The 15,463-nt window shown below is 62.9% G+C and carries 19 protein-coding genes and 1 pseudogene; 7 read left to right on the forward strand and 13 right to left on the reverse strand.

Going from position 1 to position 15,463, the window contains the following annotated elements; translation table 11 throughout:
* The first annotated feature begins 22 nt into the window (after positions 1 to 22).
* Positions 23 to 1,048 (forward strand): LacI family DNA-binding transcriptional regulator, encoded by a 1,026-nt coding sequence (locus ASE95_RS16310; protein WP_082450214.1) that lies wholly within the window; start codon positions 23 to 25, stop codon positions 1,046 to 1,048.
* Positions 1,049 to 1,744: 696 nt separating this feature from the next.
* Here the strand turns inward: ASE95_RS16310 and ASE95_RS17420 are convergent.
* The 5 genes and pseudogenes from ASE95_RS17420 to ASE95_RS16345 form a co-directional block, all read right to left on the reverse strand.
* Positions 1,745 to 2,315, reverse strand: a pseudogene (locus ASE95_RS17420) (tyrosine-type recombinase/integrase).
* A 165-nt stretch (positions 2,316 to 2,480) separates the two neighbouring features.
* Complete coding sequence (locus ASE95_RS16330) at positions 2,481 to 2,879, reverse strand: type II toxin-antitoxin system VapC family toxin (protein ID WP_056638647.1); 399 nt, start codon at positions 2,877 to 2,879, stop codon at positions 2,481 to 2,483.
* Positions 2,876 to 3,121, reverse strand: coding sequence for a type II toxin-antitoxin system Phd/YefM family antitoxin (locus ASE95_RS16335; protein ID WP_235528372.1), 246 nt, complete (start codon positions 3,119 to 3,121; stop codon positions 2,876 to 2,878). Before ASE95_RS16335 ends, ASE95_RS16330 begins: the two co-directional genes overlap by 4 nt.
* 242 nt (positions 3,122 to 3,363) lie before the next feature.
* Positions 3,364 to 4,353, reverse strand: coding sequence for a zinc-dependent alcohol dehydrogenase family protein (locus tag ASE95_RS16340; protein WP_056638652.1), 990 nt, complete (start codon positions 4,351 to 4,353; stop codon positions 3,364 to 3,366).
* A gap of 57 nt (positions 4,354 to 4,410) precedes the next feature.
* Positions 4,411 to 5,178, reverse strand: a complete 768-nt coding sequence (locus tag ASE95_RS16345; protein ID WP_082450215.1) for an NADPH-dependent F420 reductase — start codon at positions 5,176 to 5,178, stop codon at positions 4,411 to 4,413.
* Positions 5,179 to 5,264: 86 nt separating this feature from the next.
* Here ASE95_RS16345 and ASE95_RS16350 point away from each other — a divergent pair, with 86 nt between their 5' ends.
* Positions 5,265 to 5,645, forward strand: a complete 381-nt coding sequence (locus tag ASE95_RS16350; protein WP_056638655.1) for a winged helix-turn-helix transcriptional regulator — start codon at positions 5,265 to 5,267, stop codon at positions 5,643 to 5,645.
* A gap of 236 nt (positions 5,646 to 5,881) precedes the next feature.
* Here ASE95_RS16350 and ASE95_RS16355 read toward each other — a convergent pair whose 3' ends face one another.
* Complete coding sequence (locus ASE95_RS16355; protein WP_056638658.1) at positions 5,882 to 6,778, reverse strand: AraC family transcriptional regulator; 897 nt, start codon at positions 6,776 to 6,778, stop codon at positions 5,882 to 5,884.
* Between the two features lie 148 nt (positions 6,779 to 6,926).
* Here ASE95_RS16355 and ASE95_RS16360 point away from each other — a divergent pair, with 148 nt between their 5' ends.
* Positions 6,927 to 7,652: an SDR family oxidoreductase gene (locus ASE95_RS16360; protein WP_056638824.1), complete on the forward strand. Its 726-nt coding sequence runs from the start codon at positions 6,927 to 6,929 to the stop codon at positions 7,650 to 7,652.
* Between the two features lie 45 nt (positions 7,653 to 7,697).
* Here ASE95_RS16360 and ASE95_RS16365 read toward each other — a convergent pair whose 3' ends face one another.
* A complete protein-coding gene (locus ASE95_RS16365; protein ID WP_056638661.1) occupies positions 7,698 to 8,561 on the reverse strand; it encodes an SDR family oxidoreductase in 864 nt (287 codons plus the stop codon).
* 107 nt (positions 8,562 to 8,668) lie between these two features.
* Between ASE95_RS16365 and ASE95_RS16370 the strand changes: the two genes are divergently transcribed.
* On the forward strand, positions 8,669 to 9,556 hold the full coding sequence (locus tag ASE95_RS16370; RefSeq protein ID WP_268795850.1) for a LysR family transcriptional regulator: 888 nt from the start codon (positions 8,669 to 8,671) through the stop codon (positions 9,554 to 9,556).
* Positions 9,557 to 9,716: 160 nt separating this feature from the next.
* Here ASE95_RS16370 and ASE95_RS16375 read toward each other — a convergent pair whose 3' ends face one another.
* Positions 9,717 to 10,451, reverse strand: coding sequence for a 3-oxoacyl-ACP reductase family protein (locus ASE95_RS16375; RefSeq protein WP_056638825.1), 735 nt, complete (start codon positions 10,449 to 10,451; stop codon positions 9,717 to 9,719).
* A gap of 130 nt (positions 10,452 to 10,581) precedes the next feature.
* Between ASE95_RS16375 and ASE95_RS16380 the strand changes: the two genes are divergently transcribed.
* Positions 10,582 to 10,893, forward strand: coding sequence for an ArsR/SmtB family transcription factor (locus ASE95_RS16380; RefSeq protein ID WP_056638828.1), 312 nt, complete (start codon positions 10,582 to 10,584; stop codon positions 10,891 to 10,893).
* A 245-nt stretch (positions 10,894 to 11,138) separates the two neighbouring features.
* On the opposite strand, the gene ASE95_RS17825 is transcribed toward ASE95_RS16380, so the two are convergent.
* The 4 genes from ASE95_RS17825 to ASE95_RS16395 all read right to left on the reverse strand — a co-directional run bounded on the left by ASE95_RS17825 (position 11,139) and on the right by ASE95_RS16395 (position 13,138).
* Positions 11,139 to 11,282, reverse strand: a complete 144-nt coding sequence (locus tag ASE95_RS17825; protein ID WP_235528373.1) for a hypothetical protein — start codon at positions 11,280 to 11,282, stop codon at positions 11,139 to 11,141.
* On the reverse strand, positions 11,279 to 11,716 hold the full coding sequence (locus ASE95_RS16385; protein WP_235528374.1) for a GlcG/HbpS family heme-binding protein: 438 nt from the start codon (positions 11,714 to 11,716) through the stop codon (positions 11,279 to 11,281). The genes ASE95_RS17825 and ASE95_RS16385 overlap by 4 nt, the downstream gene beginning before the upstream one ends.
* Before the next feature lie 220 nt (positions 11,717 to 11,936).
* Positions 11,937 to 12,329 (reverse strand): hydroxyisourate hydrolase, encoded by a 393-nt coding sequence (gene uraH / locus ASE95_RS16390; RefSeq protein WP_056638668.1) that lies wholly within the window; start codon positions 12,327 to 12,329, stop codon positions 11,937 to 11,939.
* On the reverse strand, positions 12,326 to 13,138 hold the full coding sequence (locus ASE95_RS16395; protein WP_235528375.1) for an amidohydrolase family protein: 813 nt from the start codon (positions 13,136 to 13,138) through the stop codon (positions 12,326 to 12,328). The genes uraH and ASE95_RS16395 overlap by 4 nt, the downstream gene beginning before the upstream one ends.
* Positions 13,139 to 13,335: 197 nt before the next feature.
* Between ASE95_RS16395 and ASE95_RS18375 the strand changes: the two genes are divergently transcribed.
* Together ASE95_RS18375 and ASE95_RS16400 are read left to right on the forward strand one after the other, a co-directional pair.
* Positions 13,336 to 13,584, forward strand: coding sequence for a hypothetical protein (locus ASE95_RS18375; protein WP_235528376.1), 249 nt, complete (start codon positions 13,336 to 13,338; stop codon positions 13,582 to 13,584).
* A gap of 69 nt (positions 13,585 to 13,653) precedes the next feature.
* A complete protein-coding gene (locus ASE95_RS16400; protein ID WP_056638671.1) occupies positions 13,654 to 14,487 on the forward strand; it encodes a LysR family transcriptional regulator in 834 nt (277 codons plus the stop codon).
* 376 nt (positions 14,488 to 14,863) lie between these two features.
* On the opposite strand, the gene ASE95_RS16405 is transcribed toward ASE95_RS16400, so the two are convergent.
* The gene (locus ASE95_RS16405) at positions 14,864 to 15,259 is read right to left on the reverse strand and encodes a hypothetical protein (protein WP_235528377.1); all 396 of its coding nucleotides are present in this window, start codon (positions 15,257 to 15,259) and stop codon (positions 14,864 to 14,866) included.
* Positions 15,260 to 15,463 lie beyond the last annotated feature (204 nt).

A 15,463-nucleotide genomic window follows, 5' to 3' on the forward strand; every position in this document is an offset into this window, starting at 1 on the left:
GTGCGGCAGCGATCAGGCGCGGATGGACATTCGTGCGCTTGCCAGCCATCTGGGCTTGTCGATCGGCACGGTTTCCCGCGCACTGAACGATCGAAAGGATGTCAGCCCCTTAACCCGGCAACGCGTGCTCGAGGCGGCGTCTGCGCTCGGGTATACGCCCAACCAGTTCGGCCGGACGCTGCGGATCGGGCGGACGGCCACGATCGGTTTTATGCTGACGCTGGAACACGATAGCGCGGTGCACGGCGATCCGTTCTTCATGGCGCTGCTCGAAGGCGTGCAGGCCGGGCTGGTCGACCACGGACTCGACCTCGTGATCCTACTGGCGCGCAAGGGCGAAGACGGCGAGACGTTCCTCCGCCGCCACATTGCGCGCGGCACGGCGGATGGCTGGTTGCTGTCGGGCACGCTATACGAGGATGCCCGGATCAAGTTGCTGTCGGAGCGTCATATTCCCTTCGTCGCGCTCGGGCGTACCGGGTGGGTCGGCGATTATTCGTGGATTGATCTGGACTTCGAAGGCGTCGTCGCGGAGGCGATGACGTTGCTGCTCGCCGACGGGCATCGCCGCATCGGCCTGGTGACGCCGCCCGCGGCGATCAACAACAGCCACATCGTTGTCGCCGAATATCGCACCGCGCTCGCCAAGGCCGGGCTCGCGGCGGATGAGGCATTGATCCACCGCGGGGACACCGACGAACATGACGGTGAGGCGGCGACGCGCGAATTGATGTCGCTGGAACAGCCGCCGACCTCATTGTTGCTAATGGGCGAAACAGCTCCGGTCGGGGCTTATCGCGCACTTCGAAGCATCGGCCGCGAACCGGGGCGAGATATCGCGGTGATCGGCCTGCGCGATAATCCCATGTGCCAAGCCTTGTCACCTGATTTGACGTGCTTTACCCTCGATCTGAATGCGCTGGGTCTGGCCCTTGCAGGCGAGCTAGTGTCTATCATAACGATTGAAAAAGACAGTCATTCCCGAACAACTCAAAAACGGTGGCCCTTAAAAATACTTTTGCGGAAAAGCCATAGAGGAGGTGTGTAATAGATCTTTAGATGCCTCTTACTTTTTGGAATGCATGTTTACGCCGCCGGCGTTAATTGTAAGTCTCGACCTCTGCCCCGTCTGTTCGGGCCGTTAATACTGTCGGTGGCCAACCCTCGTCGACACAGATGTCGGTTTCAAAAGCAAGCCGCGTTGACCCCCGCAGCTCGCCACCGGGGTGAGCGACGTGCTTGTGAACGGGCGATTTGCGTTGCGCGATGGTCGTCCGACCGGCGCCAACACCGAGCGCGTGGTGCGCGGAGGCGCGTACCGGGACGGCGCCCCAAGCGGATGTCCCGCGAACGCGGTGAACCGGAACTGGCGGTAATACGCTACCAACGCACGTAGGTACGCCGGTTCGTGACGGCCGAAGACTGGCCTTCAGCAAGCCTCCCGAGTTGATGAACGAAAGTCCGCTACCGGGAAGCGCGATTAGAGGTCTGAACGGCTGCTATTGGGTCGTCAGATTGCGACGTAAACCATCGTCTAATCTCCGTTCTCCAATCGGCGGTTTCTCAAAAAGTCGTCAACCGACGCACCCGGGAGATGGGCATACCTCCTGAAGATGGCTTGAGCGCACTTGACCGCGTCTACGGCTAAAAAGCACTCGTCAACTCCCGGCCGTAATTGCTCTGCGTTGCCGTTATCCACGCTGTTGATCTCGGCCATTGGGTCGTGAATGCTGCTGACCCCTGATCAAACCTCCGTACGTTCCGCCAACTCCAGCGCGTCCTCCACATCAACACCGAGGTAGCGGACGGTGCTCTCGATCTTGGCGTGGCCAAGCAGGATCTGCACCGCGCGCAGATTGCCAGGCGCCTTGTAGATGATCGACGCCTTCGTTTGGCGGAGCGAGCGCGTGCATAGTCTTCTGCCTGCAAGCCAATGCCCGTGACCCACTCGCGGACGAGCCGGGCGTACTGGCGCGTGCTCATATGCCCCATGTAGTCGTTGCGGCTCGGGAAGACGTAATCACCCGACGTGCCGCCGCGCCGCTCAAGCCACGCGATCAGCGTCTTGCGCGCAGGTTCCACCAGCTCGAATTGCACCGGCCGTTTGGTCTTCTGCTGCACTACCATGGCTCGGTTACGTATGCGTCCGCCCGCCACGATATCGCGATGCGAACCTTGACGACGTCGCACGCGCGAAGCTTGCTGTCGATGGCGAAATCGAACAGCGCTCGGTCGCGCAAACGTCGGTGCTGGTCCAGCCAAAATCGGATGGCCCATACCTGCTGCGGCTTCAGGGCGCGTTTTGCACCCAGCACACGTCCTTCGTTCCAGGGGCGAAGCTCTTAAAAAGCAGGGTCGATCGAGGAGTGTCCCATGGCTCACCTCCGCGGCGACGCACATGATAAGTGGTCGCTAGTGACGGTGATTCACTGCTTGTTTTCGGATCGCGTCAAGTGGCGAGGCTCGTGCTATCAGTTTGTCTATCGTCCTGATGGCTGCGTTGCAGGATGCAGGTCCGTCGCCGAGAAGTCGCTGCCGACATACAGGAGTGGGGACGCCGTCTCGTTCGCCAAAGCGTAGGCAAAACAGTCACCGAAGTTCAGGCCTGCCGGATTGATGCCCTTGCCCCAACGAGCGTAAGCATCCGCGACTGCGCGCGCTGCGGCTGGCGTGACGGGCAAAACATCAAAGCCTAAGCCGTCGATCAGCCTGCGCATTTCTTGACCACAGCCGCGCCGATCCGCAACGATCAAGGCTTCGGCCATAGTGCCAGCCGAGATCGACAGCGCCTCCGCCGTCGAGAGAGCATCCGTGCAGGCTGTTGCCTCGGGCTCGTCCAGCAGGATCGCCATCAGGGCCGATGTGTCCACGACGATCACCGCGGCAGCCCGTCCTCACCGTACAGATCGTCCTGACTGCGTGCGGCACTCGGTCCAGCCGTCACGTGGCTGACCGCGCTGCGTCGTACCGCCTCGATCAAGGCACGGCGTGCGGTCGCGTCACGCCCCTGTTCTACCGGCACCAGGCGCACGGCGGCACGGCCGTGCCGGGTCAGCACAACCTCATCGCCAGCCTCGGCGCGGCGAACCAGATCGGTCAACTGTCCTTTTGCATCACTCACCGAAACCTGCATGGGTAACACTCCTGACACGGAGCGAAGTAGACCATTCGATGGTCCACATCAATGGGTCGGGTGTGAGACTCGCCGGAGCCGGCCAACGGGGTATCCTGATCGGATGGCCGGAGTTGGAAGCGCTCCAGTATGGTTGAATGTCTGAGTGTGGGTCAGCGCTGACATAGGCGCTGGCCTGCTTCGCAGGCCTCAATGTGGGAGAGCCAAATTGTGGCTCTCCCGATACCGGATCAGACAGTCACGACAATCTTGCCGATCTGCTCGTTGGACTCGAGGAAGCGGGTCGCTTCCTGAATCTGATCGAATTGGAAGGTCCGCGACACCAGCGGATCGAGCTTGCCGCTTTCCAGACCCTCGGTGATGAAGGCTTTCGCCCGAGCAAGCGCGTCATCATCGCTGACGATCTCCGTGTAGAGATAGCCCTTGATCGTCAGGCTCTTGCCTAGCATCGCAAACTGCGGGAACGGCCCCTCGTCCGGGCTGAGGGCACCATATTCCAGCAGTATGCCGCCCACGGCCATCACTTCCGCAAATTGGGCGATGGCAGGACCGCCGATCGGATCGAACACCACGCGCGCGCCCCTGCCGCTGGTGATTTCCTTCACACGCGCAGCCAGATCGCCATCGGCGGTGGCGATCACATGATGCGCACCGGCATCGGTCAGCGCCTGTGCTTTGGCGTTCGTCCGGGTCGTCGCGATCACAGTCGCCCCGACGCTGCGAGCCACCTGGATCGCCGCGATGCCGACGCTGCTTGATGCGGCTGACACGATGACGAAGTCATCCGCGGTGACCTTCGCCTGATCGATGAGGGCGCCCCAGGCGGTGACATACTGCATCCACGAGGCGGCGGCCTTCTCGAACGTTAGGGCGGCGGGATGCTTCACGACGTAGCGCGCCGGAATGTTGATGACCTCGCCATAGGTGGACCAACGCGACATATCGAGCGTCGGGATGACGCTGACGGCATCCCCTTCGGCGAACCCGGATACGTCGCTGCCGGTCGTCTTGACCGTGCCTGCGGCCTCGTAGCCGAGCCGCGAGGGGAACTCCGCCTCTTGCAGGTAAGCACCGTTGCGGAACATCACCTCTGCGCGGTTAAGGCCGATCGCTCGGACCGCGATCTGCACCTCGTCGGCGGCAGGCGCAGGGACCTCGATGTCATCGATGCGCAGCACGTCTGCGGAGCCGTATCCGTGAAAGCGTACAACACGGGTCATGATCTGATCCTCTGATAGATAAATGGGTATGGCTTGGGAGCTGGTTCGAGCTGACGGTCACATGTTGATCGCGCGGACAAGGCGGACGCCCCAGTCCTCGTCAGGGTTCGTAGTGCCGTCACCCAGGCGCTCCTGCATCACAGCGACCGCCAGATCCCGGCGCTTGGGAAGCCTGTCCTTCTCCGCAGCGCCGAGGGCCGCCGGAATCTCGGCGAGCGTCAGGTCAGTGCAATAGACCGGTGCACCGGCTTGCTGACGCCAAGAGTTGGCCAACGACCCGGCATCAAATGCATCCAGACCGGTATCGTCGACCAGCTTCATCGTGACCTGACGATCCCGCTCACGATCGGCCGCGATGGGAATGGCGATCCGGTCGGGTGTACCTGTCAGCTTGCCCTTCTTTGCGAGCGACGCGGAGCCGATCGCATTCCACGCCTTCGCGATCGGACGCCCAAGTTGCTCAGCCACCCACAGGCTTTCGACCTGTCCGTCTTCGATCGCTTGGATCTTGGAGTCTCGAAACGGGTAATAGTTGGAGGTGTCGATCACGACCGTCTCGTCAGGCAAGCGAGCCACCTGCGGCGCGATATCAGCGATCCGGTTGAGCGGTATCGAGAGGATGACCACCTCCACGTCGGTCAGCGCGTCTTCAGTCGTCACAGCGCGAGCGCCGGCCGACAGAAGCTCGGGATCAATCGTCTCGGGCCCGCGCGAGTTGGCCACCTTCACCTCATGGCCCGCCTCGCTCAACCTGGTGACGAGTGTCTTGCCGATGTGACCCGTTCCAAGAATGCCGATCTTCATGCGTCGTTCCTCTGCGATCATTGCGTCGCACCGGGAACTATGGTCAGGTACCGCAATCGACAAGAACCTACCGATAGGTGGGTAACCCACCAAAAGGTAAGTGCTTGATGAAGCGTGACTGGCAATGCGAGGACCCACAGCAGCAGCTGGTCTGGGCTGCCGCGACCAGCGAGGCCCTCCGAGTGCTTGAAGGAAAGTGGAAGATGGTGATCATCTTCCAGCTTTTCGCCGCAAGGGCACCTCTACGGTTTTCGGAACTGGAACGACGTGTCAAAGGCGTGAATCAGAAGATGTTGATCCAGCAGCTGAAAGAACTGGAAAAGGACGGGATCGTAACCCGGACGATCTATCCGCAGATTCCGCCCCGTGTCGAATACGCGCTGAGTGAGATTGGCTTGGCGCTCGGCCCATCGATTGAATCCCTTATCGACTGGACGTTCATGCGGCGTGAAGCCGAGACGCTGGCTAGACCGGGAGAGCAAGGGTAACTGCCAGTTAGACGTCGGCAAGTTTGAGCGAAGCACGAAAAGCCGAATTGCCGCTTTCCGTCCCGGTTGAGTATTCGCGAGCGGACAGTCAAGCCGCAGAATTAGTCATTCGCAAAGATGAACCAGCGTCCGAAGTGGGGAGTGGGGAAGGGGGCGCGAAAGTCCGACTATGGGTCCTTGCGCTAGCGTCCAGGCGATCCCAAATCTCGAAGGATCGCTCGCGTTTCGGGCCATCGTCAAAGCGCCATAGCCGCCCCGGGCGCAGCGTGAAGCCGCTCGATGTCGGTGCGCGGCGGCGCGCCGAATAGCCGCCGGTATTCGCGGCTGAATTGTGACGGACTCTCGTAGCCGACCGCGAAGCCTGCCGTGCTCGCCGTGACGCCCCCGACCAGCATCAGGCGCCTGGCTTCCTGCAACCGTAACTGCTTCTGATATCCGAGTGGCGTCATGCGCGTGATCGCCTTGAAGTGCGCGTGGAGCGAGGAGGGGCTCATGCCGGCCTCGGCCGCGACGTCGTTGATGCAGATCGGCGTATCAAAACGGCGGCGGATCGCGGCGATCGCGCGGCTGACCTGATTGAGATGGCTATCAGCGGTCGCGACATGGCGCAGCATGGGCCCGTGCGGACCGGTGAGCAGACGGTAAAGGATCTCGCGCTCGATCAGCGGCGCGAGCGCGCGGATCGTCTCGGGTCGGTCGAGCAGCCCGACCAGCCGGCACGCTGCGTCGATCAGGTTGGGATCGCTTGGGTAGACGCCGAGCACCGGCAGGTCGGTGCGAGTCACCGCGCCGCCCTCGCTCACCATTAGATCGGCCAGCATCGCGGGATCGAGGTCGATCTTGCAACAGAGATAGGGCCGCTCGGGGCTGGCATCGATGACATGGCCGACGAGCGGCAGGTCGACCGAGACCAAAAGATAATGGGCGGCATCATAGACGACGCTGTGCTCACCGATCGAAACGCGCTTCGATCCCTGGGCGATCAGGCAAAGCGAAGCCTCGTAGACGGCAGGCGTGGGGGTGCTCGGCGCGTTAGCGCGGATCAGCGACACGTGCGGCATCGCCGTGGTGCATATGCCTGTGCCCACGACATGCCGATCGACGACGGTGGCGAGTTCAGCGATTTGGTCCATGCCGCACATCCTTCCGCAATCGAGCGGTGCGGGCAAGCGCGCGGCTTCGGTTCTGGAGGATCGTGCAAGGCTTTCGGACGATCGCTCTACCGTTCGGCGGGATCGTCGGAGCATCTGTCTGCCGTCACTGCAACGAAAGGACTGCATCATGGCTGGAAGCATCGACAAGGTTGTCCTCATCACCGGCGCATCGAGCGGGATCGGTGATGGAACCGCACGCGAACTGGCCAAGGCCGGTGCCCGGTTGTTCATCGGGGCCCGGCGCGGAGAGCGTTTGAAGGCGCTGGCGGAGGAATTGGGCGAAGCCGTCGCCTGGCGAGAACTCGACGTCACTGAAGGCGCTGACTTCGACGCCTTCGTCGAGGCCGCCGTAGCGCGGTTCGGGCGCGTCGACGTGCTGGTCAACAATGCGGGCGTGATGCCGCTGTCGCCGCTCGCTGCGCTCAAGCGCGACGAGTGGAAGCGGATGGTCGACGTCAACATCCACGGTGTCCTCAACGGTATCGCGGCGGTCCTGCCGCGGTTCGTGGCACAGAAGAGCGGGCATGTCGTCAACATCGCCTCGGTCGCCGCGCACATGGTCATGCCCACCGCTGCCGTCTACTGCGGCACCAAGCATGCCGTGCGCGCCATCACCGAGGGGCTGCGGCAGGAGCATGACGAAATCCGCTCGACGCTGATCTCGCCGGGCGTGGTCGCCACCGAATTGGGGCGCGACATCACCGATCCCGACGTGGCGGCGGCGTTGACGGGATGGCGGAAGAAGTCACTGACGCCGGACGCGATCGCGCGAGCCATCCGCTATGCGCTGGAGCAGCCCGAGGGCGTCGACATCAACGAGATCATCGTCCGCCCGACCGCGGCGGATATGTGAGGGCAGGGGCGTGCCGGCGATATAGCCGGCACGCGCATATACTGGTCACGCCGCCAGCACGACCGCGGTTTCGCGATAGCTATGCAGCGGGCGGCCGAGCATTGCGGTGAGCCGCTCGCGATCGCCGTCGTCGGGGATCATGCCGTCGCTGACATAGCGTTCCGCCATCAGCCGCATCTCGTAGGCGGTCCAGCGCGGCATAATCCTTGCCATACTCTGCTCGAACCCGCTTGGGTCGTCGCCGCCATAGGCGATCGGGCGGCCGAGGATATCGGACCAGATCGCCGCCGCGCTGTCGCCGGTCAGCGTGTCGGGACCGACGATATTGATCGTCTCGAGGGGGAGCTTGCCAGGTGCCTGCTCGCGGCGGACCAGCTCGATGGCGGCAACTTCTGCGATGTCGCGGGCATCGACCATCGCTACGCCTTTGCTCCCGATCGGCATGGGGTAAACGCCGTGCTGCAGGATGACGTCCCTCACCATCAACTCATTGTCGATGAAATAGGTCGGTCGCAGGATGGTGGCCCCGAATCCCATCGCCTCCAGCATCCGCTCGGCGCCATGTTTTACGGCAAAGTGCGGCACGTTGGTGGCACCGTCGGCGTCGAAAACCGAAAGGTAGACGACGCGCTCGACCCCCACTTCGTGCGCTATGTTGAGGGTGATGATCGCCTGCGTGAATTCGTCGCCCGTCACCGCGTTGAGAAGGAACAACGTGCTGACGCCGGTGAAGGCGGCGCGCAGCGCATCGATGTCGAGCAGGTGACCTTGAGCGACCTCCACGCCGGCCGGGAACGCTGCCTTGGCGGGGTCGCGGGTAAGGACGCGGACGTCGGCGTAACGCGCGACGAGCTGCTCGACGACATGGCGACCGACGCGGCCGGTGGCACCGATTACGAGAATGGTCATGAGGCTTCTCCTTGGGTCTTGCTGACCCAAGCAAGATGCGTGATCCATGCCGGCGCAAATAGACGCGCAATCTGGACGCGCCGTCTCATGGGTGGAACGACATTGACCTGCTCGCGCTCGCCGATTTCACGCTGGTCGCCCGCCATGGCGGCTTTGGCAAAGCGGCGCGCGCCGCACGTCGGCCCAAGGCGACGCTGTCGCGCCGCGTGTCCAAACTGGAGGCGGCGCTCGACCTCAGGCTGTTCGAACGGGGCCAGCGCGATCTAAAGCTGACAGAGGAAGGTCGCGCGCTGTTCGAACGCGCCGGGGCGTTGCTGACCGAGCTGGAGGAAACCACCGCCGCCATCGCATCGGGCAGCGCGGCAGTGCGCGGACGCCTGCGGATCAGCGCGCCGCTGCTCTTCTCACAGACTGCGATGGGGCGGTTGGCCGCCGGCTTCGCGCGTCGTCATCGCGACGTCCGGCTGGAGGTCACGACGGACGATCGCGCGGTCGACATGATCGAGGAGGGGTATGATCTGGTCATCCGCGTCGATCCAAAGACGGACGAAGGGCTGGTCGGCCGACCCTTCCTCCATGACAGGCTGGTAGTGGTTGCTGCCGCGGAAATGGCGGTGCCGACCGACGGCACCGTCCCCGCCGTGGTGCGGGGTGGGGATCCGACGAGCAACTGGACGATCGACACCTCCGCTGGAGAACATACGATCACGATCGATCCTGTGCTGCGGCTGTCATCGCTAGTGATGATTCGGGATGCGGTGCGGCTTGGCGCCGGGGCGGCGCGGTTGCCGCTGTCTCTGGTCAGTCGGGACATCGAGAGGGGGCGGCTGATCGCATGGGGCGACGTTGCGGCGTCGAACATCGCGTTGTGGGCGCTCTACCCCACGCGCCGCCTGCTGAACGCGAGGGTATCGGCATTCCTGGAATTTCTTCGGCATTCCTTTCCCGACGGGACGCCCGAGGAATTGGCGGCCTATCTGGAGGATCAGAGCTGAGAGAAACCAGCTTGTCGATCACTCCGCGCTACCTGAACGAATGGCAGCTTGCGAGGAGCGCCCAGAACGCTGCGAATGGCGGGCTGTAGGTCTCTGCGTGTCATGCTGCCGAACGCCATCGCTCTCCCTGAGCTTCGCAGCGGAGAGCGATGGGCATCATTCACGCGGTTGCGCCGCCATCGATGTTGATCGTGGTACCGGTGATATAGCTTGCATCCGGTCCGGCGAGGAATACGACCGCGCCCGCGATCTCCTCGACCTTGCCGTAGCGGCCGAGCGGGATAGCTTGCAGCACCTGCCCGGCGAACTCGCTGTCGGCGGGGTTCATGTCGGTGTCGATCGGTCCCGGCTGCACGGTATTGACCAGGATGTTGCGCGGAGCGAGATCCTTCGCCCAGCCCCGTGCCAGCGCCGCCACCGCCGCCTTGGTCGCGCTGTAGACCGTGGTCGCGGGGAAGGCCATTTCGCCGGAGATGCTGCCGATCAGGATGATCCGGCCGCCATCGCTGAGATGCGGCAGTGCCGCGCGTGTACCGACATGCAAACCCTTCACATTAACGTCGAACTGGCGGTCGTAGGTCTCGTCGGTATCCTCGGTAACGACGGAAAATTCGGCCACGCCGGCATTGTGGACCAGGATGTCGATCCCACCGAGGGCAGCGGCGGCCTGCTCGACGCCCGCTCGCTGCGATAACGGATCGGCGGCATTGGCCTGAAAGGCGAACGCCGTGCCGCCGACGCTTTCGATCTCCGCCACGGTGGCGTCTGCGGCGGCCTTGTTGCCGGCATAGGTGATCGCGACGCTCGCGCCATCCGCTGCCAGCCGCTTGGCGATCGCCGCACCGATGCCGCGCGATCCGCCTGTGACGAGCGCCTTCTTGTCCTGAAGTGACATGTGCATTCTCCAAAATATAGCCGCCGACTGCGACGTCTTGCGCTGCCAGCAGGCAGGAAGATGGCGTGCCATTCCAACAGTTCAATATTCCCGAACTATTAAATTCACGGCAGTGCCCTATATCTTCCGCATGCCCCGCTTCACTCACCCCCGGCTGGAGGACGTTCCGCTCGATCTGGCGCTGCATGCGCTGGCCGATCCCAATCGGCTCGGCATGGTGGCACGGCTTGCGGAGACCGAGCGGCTGAGCTGCACGGACGCCGCGCCATGCGAGACGATTCCCAAAAGCACGCTGTCGAACCACCTCAAGCTGCTGCGCGCCGCGGGACTGATCGAGACGACGCAGGCCGGACGCGAGATGATCAACACGCTGCGGCGCGACGACTTCGATCAGCGATTTCCTGGCCTGCTTGACGCGGTGCTAGCCAATCGGCCCTCCTGATTATCGGCCGATCGCGTCAAGCTCGGTTGGAGCGGCGGATACGCTCGGGAAAGTGGCTGTCGCGGGTGGTGGAAATATATCCCTATCCAAGGATTGGCTGCCGCCGGCGCTGGACAGCGACGCACTGGAAGCGATGCTGCGTGACTAGGCTGTTAATTCGCTCACATGAATGGGCGGCAGGTTTCGGGCAGCGAGAAGGAGCGTGCGAATGGCCGATTGTGGGTCGGGTCAGCCGCTCCCCGTCATCAGCCAGACGTCTCGCCGAACGCGAATATCTCGTGATTGACGCCCAGATAGATCGCGAGGCGGCGTCCTTCCGGCAACGAATAGTCGGAACGGCCGACGATCGGTAGATAGTCGTACCGGCCATGATGCGGCAGACTGGTCATCGACGCTCACCCGCCGGAACGAGGACCTGCGCGATGGCATCGGTGGCACAGCGTTCGTCGTTGGCCGCCCCGCCGGATCCGGCGACGCCGATGCCCCCGATAACCTCGTTGCCGACCCGCAGCGGGATTCCGCCCCCAAGCAGCAGTAATTCGGGGATGGTGAGGAGATTGCGCGAGGTCGGGTCGGTCGCCGCGCGTTCAGCCAAGGCGGCGGTGCTCGATTTCGTCGACAAAGCGGTAAACGCCTTGCGCTGCGCGGCGACGCTATTGTGTGGGCCGATGTCATCACCACGCGGCAACGTGATCAGATTACCACCGCGATCGACGATTGCGACCACGGCTTCCCTGCCGATCGCATGGCATGAAGCGATTGCCGCATCGGCAAAGCGGTTGGCCAGCGCTAACGACACAGTTTTGCGCTCCAGCGGGGTCACAGTCGCGGAAGCTGCCATGGCTGCTGGTAAGGCGAGGAGGATGCTAAGCAAACTGGCGGGCCTTTCGAATAGGGACGCTGATCACGGGATCAGACGAAGCTACATGCGATGGCACTACCTCTCGCTGGCTTATTCGAGCGACCCGTAGAGGTAGCCTGCGGCCGATCACGCCGGATGCTGCCGCGGCAGCAGGGTGATGCACGCGGCAGGCCGGTGATGATCAGTTCCCTCGATAGGTCGAATAGCCATAGGGGCTGACGACGACGGGGACATGGTAATGGCCGGCCTTATCGCCGACCCGGAACGTCAGCGTAATTTCTGGAAAGAAAGGTGACGCTGCGGCATCGGGATAACGCGACATATCGAACTGAAGACTGTAGATGCCGACATCGAAGGCCTTGGCGTCGCCAAAGCTGCGGACGCGGCCGTCGGCGTCCGTCGTGGCAGTCCCGACCTTCTGCCATTTGCCATCCGCAGTCCGCCTGGAAAGCACGACAGGCACCGCCTTGCCACCGACGCCACGGGCGAGATCGAGGACGTGGGTCGATATGTCGGCCGCTGCAGCAGGCGTCGCAATGGTGCCGATTAGCAATGCGAGGGCGATGGCCTTCATGAGCGGGATCCTTGGTCATGGTCGACGGACAAAAGAATGGAATCGAGCCGCGACGAGGAGGGCGCCGCGATCACGCCGCGTTGCACGAGACGGCGGTGTGCGGGTGGGGCGGCAACCGCGGCTGCGGCGTTTTCGGCATCAACGATGACGAAGGTTGCGTCGTTGCCGGGTGCCATGCCGTATTTCTCCAGTTCGAGAGCGGCGGCTGCTTCCGTCGTCGCCATGTCGAGGGCAATTGCGAGGTCGGCGTCGGTGAAGAAGCTCGATCGATAGCCGATCATCATCGCGCGACCGAGCATGTCGGCATCGCCATAGGGCCACCAAGCGTCGCGGATGTTGTCGTTGCCGGCAAAGACCCGCACCCCCGCGGCGCGTAGCAGCGTGATTGGTGGAAAGGCGCGATTGGCCGGAGCATTGGTCATGATGGCGACGCCGGCGACTGCCAGCAGGTCGGCGATCCGGGCCGCCTCGTCCCGATCGACGTCACCTAACGCGTAGGCATGGCTGACCACGACCTTGCCCTGCATCCCGGCGGACGCTGTGCGTGCAGCGATCCTGCGAAGTTGCTCGATCCCTTGGCGTCCAGGCTCGTGAAGATGGATGTCGATCTTGACGCCGTGCCGTTCGGCAACGCCAAACACCACATCGAGGTGGCCGTCGGCATCACCGTCGAAAGCTGACGGATCCAGACCGCCGACAACGCCAGCGCCTTCCCTGACTGCGCATCGAGAAGATCGGCGGTTCCGGGCGAGGCGAGGATGCCGGCCTGCGGAAACGCGACGATCTCCACGTCGACGCGACCTTGCCATGGCGCTGTCGCCGCAATCACCGCGTGCAGGTGGCTAAGTCCGAGCGACGCGTCGATATCGACATGACTGCGCATCGCGATCGTGCCGAGGCGATGGGCCTGCGCCAGCAGTGCATCGGCACGCTCGGTGACCGGCAGTGCTTCCGCCAGTAGCTCCTTCTCGATCGTCAATCGCTCGCTAAGCCCGGCAGCGGGGCAATGCGGACGCCAGCGATCACCGACGAAGCTTTTGTCGAGGTGGATATGTCCTTCGACGAAGCCGGGAAGAACGAGCAGGCCGTCCAGATCAACGACGTCGGTGTCCACGAGCCGCTCGGGATCGACGAAGCTACCTCCGAGGACGCCGAGATCGCGGATACAACCATCAAGGCACAGCGCATTGCGGAACAGCCGGGGGCGAGTGGTGGAGGTCGGCAATGGTCATCCTCGAATTTGCTTAAACCATAGATGGCCCTCCAACCGCCTATTTGCGAATGATGTGTTTAAATGAAGATCATTCACGATTAGAATGATAGGATGCTTGATCTTCGGCTTCTTCGAACGTTCTTGGCGGTGGCCGAGACGAGGAGCTTCACGCTTGCGGCCGAGCGGCTGAACTCGACCCAGTCCACGGTCAGCCAGCATCTTGGTCGTTTGGAGGCCACGGTTGGTCACTCACTGATCGACCGATCCTCGCGGCCGATCGCGCCGACTCCGTCAGGCGAGCGTTTGCTCGGCTATGCGCGTAGGTTGCTCACGTTGCAGGACGAGGCACAGGTGCTGCTTTCAGATCCGTCGGGAACGACCACGATCCGGATCGGCGTGCCCGACGACATCGTGACGTCGGACATGAGCCGGCGGTTTGCGCAGTTTGCTTCGGGCCATCGAGAGATCCGCCTTGACGTGACAACGGGTCTCAGCCGCGACCTGAAGAAGCGGTTCCGAGCGGGCGAGTTCGATATTGCTATCGTCAAGGAAGCCGTGGCTGATGGAGACGCCCGGGCGACTTTCCCCGAACCGCTCCGCTGGTTTGAAGCGAAGGCGAGCCAGCGTTGGGATGATCCGATCCCATTGGTGACGTTCCCGCGGGGCGGCCTCTACCGCGACGTGATGATCGACCGCATCGAGCGCGAACGACGGCGATGGTACATCGCCTTCACAGGCAACAGCCTGGGCAGCGTTCTGTCGGCAGTTGAGGCAGGGCTTGGGGTATCAGTGCTGCCGGTAAGTACAACCGGGGATTATGCCGTTCGCGCCAGCAGTATCTTCTCCGCAGAGGCAGCACTCTCTCTATCGATTTACGCGTGGGAAGGCAGCGGCACGATTGGGCAACTGCTCGATGCTATGGTTGATGTTACGACGCAGCGATGACCCGGTTGTCTAGCAAAAGCCAATGAACGGGCCGAAGAAGGCTGTTGCTGGGGAACTGTCGGGGAAGGCGGAAAGCCTGCACAGCTTGCTGCTCCGGCAAATCGTTACGTCGGTAGTACCACCATCGACGCCTCCATGAATGAGCGTCCGGTTTTGGGTCCGCTCAGCCGTGGTCCTACAGAGGCATACGCAAAGCGCGCCGGCCTCGATTCGATCAATGTTGCAATTAGATGGGTCGCGCGTCGTGAGGGGATGCTGGCTGTGGGTAGCTTGCCGCAGTCGAATTGTGGCCAGCTGCCTGGTGACGGTGGGCTCATCGAGACGCTCAACCAGGGATGAACGCGGAGCCCGCAAGCATTCCCGGCCAGTATCGGTTTCAAGAACGTCCGCGCCGCCTCATTGGGCCGCATTCTAACTCCCGGGCCCGAGAGGTAAGGAACATGTCGCGGGTCGGGCGGCCGTCTGCCCGCGCGCGTCGGATGAGCCGCACGATCGCATAAACGAACCCCAGCAGACCGACGATCCACAGCTCGACCGACAGAAGAAAATAACCGATCAGCGCGAACAGCACGAAGCCGAGCAGCAACCGACTGAGCGGCCCCACGCGACACAAACCGACCCACAGGACCGGGGTGAGGAGCAGCGTGCCTAAAACCGCGACGAGCATCGCAGCATAGCCGCACGACCCTTCGAAACAGGAGCCGAAGATCGTCGGATTGAGTGCCTTTGCGATCTCGGTGCCTGTCAGCGCGATGCCGAAGGCAAGCGCCACGGACAATAGAACTCTCATGCTTCCGACTGATCTTCCCCTAGTCCGGACACGCTGGGTTAGCCGGTCATGCGCTGCTCGGCTTGTTCGGACGTAAGATAACCGAGGTCCGAGTGCATGCGGTGCCGGTTGTAATAGCCTTCGATCTATCCGAACAGCGCCTGTCGGGCTTCCGCCTGGGTCGCCCAGCGGCATTGATGGACCAGT

Source organism: Sphingomonas sp. Leaf231, from assembly GCF_001421995.1.
Taxonomy (GTDB): Bacteria; Pseudomonadota; Alphaproteobacteria; order Sphingomonadales; family Sphingomonadaceae; genus Sphingomonas.

Coding starts and splice junctions, on each gene's coding strand:
- ASE95_RS16310 (WP_082450214.1), top strand. CDS start 23: ATGGACATTCGTGCGCTTGCCAGCCATCTGGGCTTGTCGATCGGCACG.
- ASE95_RS16340 (WP_056638652.1), bottom strand. CDS start 4,353: ATGACCCGTGTTGTACGCTTTCACGGATACGGCTCCGCAGACGTGCTG.
- ASE95_RS16345 (WP_082450215.1), bottom strand. CDS start 5,178: ATGATCGCAGAGGAACGACGCATGAAGATCGGCATTCTTGGAACGGGT.
- ASE95_RS16350 (WP_056638655.1), top strand. CDS start 5,265: ATGAAGCGTGACTGGCAATGCGAGGACCCACAGCAGCAGCTGGTCTGG.
- ASE95_RS16355 (WP_056638658.1), bottom strand. CDS start 6,778: ATGGACCAAATCGCTGAACTCGCCACCGTCGTCGATCGGCATGTCGTG.
- ASE95_RS16360 (WP_056638824.1), top strand. CDS start 6,927: ATGGCTGGAAGCATCGACAAGGTTGTCCTCATCACCGGCGCATCGAGC.
- ASE95_RS16365 (WP_056638661.1), bottom strand. CDS start 8,561: ATGACCATTCTCGTAATCGGTGCCACCGGCCGCGTCGGTCGCCATGTC.
- ASE95_RS16375 (WP_056638825.1), bottom strand. CDS start 10,451: ATGTCACTTCAGGACAAGAAGGCGCTCGTCACAGGCGGATCGCGCGGC.
- ASE95_RS16380 (WP_056638828.1), top strand. CDS start 10,582: ATGCCCCGCTTCACTCACCCCCGGCTGGAGGACGTTCCGCTCGATCTG.
- ASE95_RS17825 (WP_235528373.1), bottom strand. CDS start 11,282: ATGACCAGTCTGCCGCATCATGGCCGGTACGACTATCTACCGATCGTC.
- uraH (WP_056638668.1), bottom strand. CDS start 12,329: ATGAAGGCCATCGCCCTCGCATTGCTAATCGGCACCATTGCGACGCCT.
- ASE95_RS16395 (WP_235528375.1), bottom strand. CDS start 13,138: ATGGCAAGGTCGCGTCGACGTGGAGATCGTCGCGTTTCCGCAGGCCGG.
- ASE95_RS18375 (WP_235528376.1), top strand. CDS start 13,336: ATGCGGACGCCAGCGATCACCGACGAAGCTTTTGTCGAGGTGGATATG.
- ASE95_RS16400 (WP_056638671.1), top strand. CDS start 13,654: ATGCTTGATCTTCGGCTTCTTCGAACGTTCTTGGCGGTGGCCGAGACG.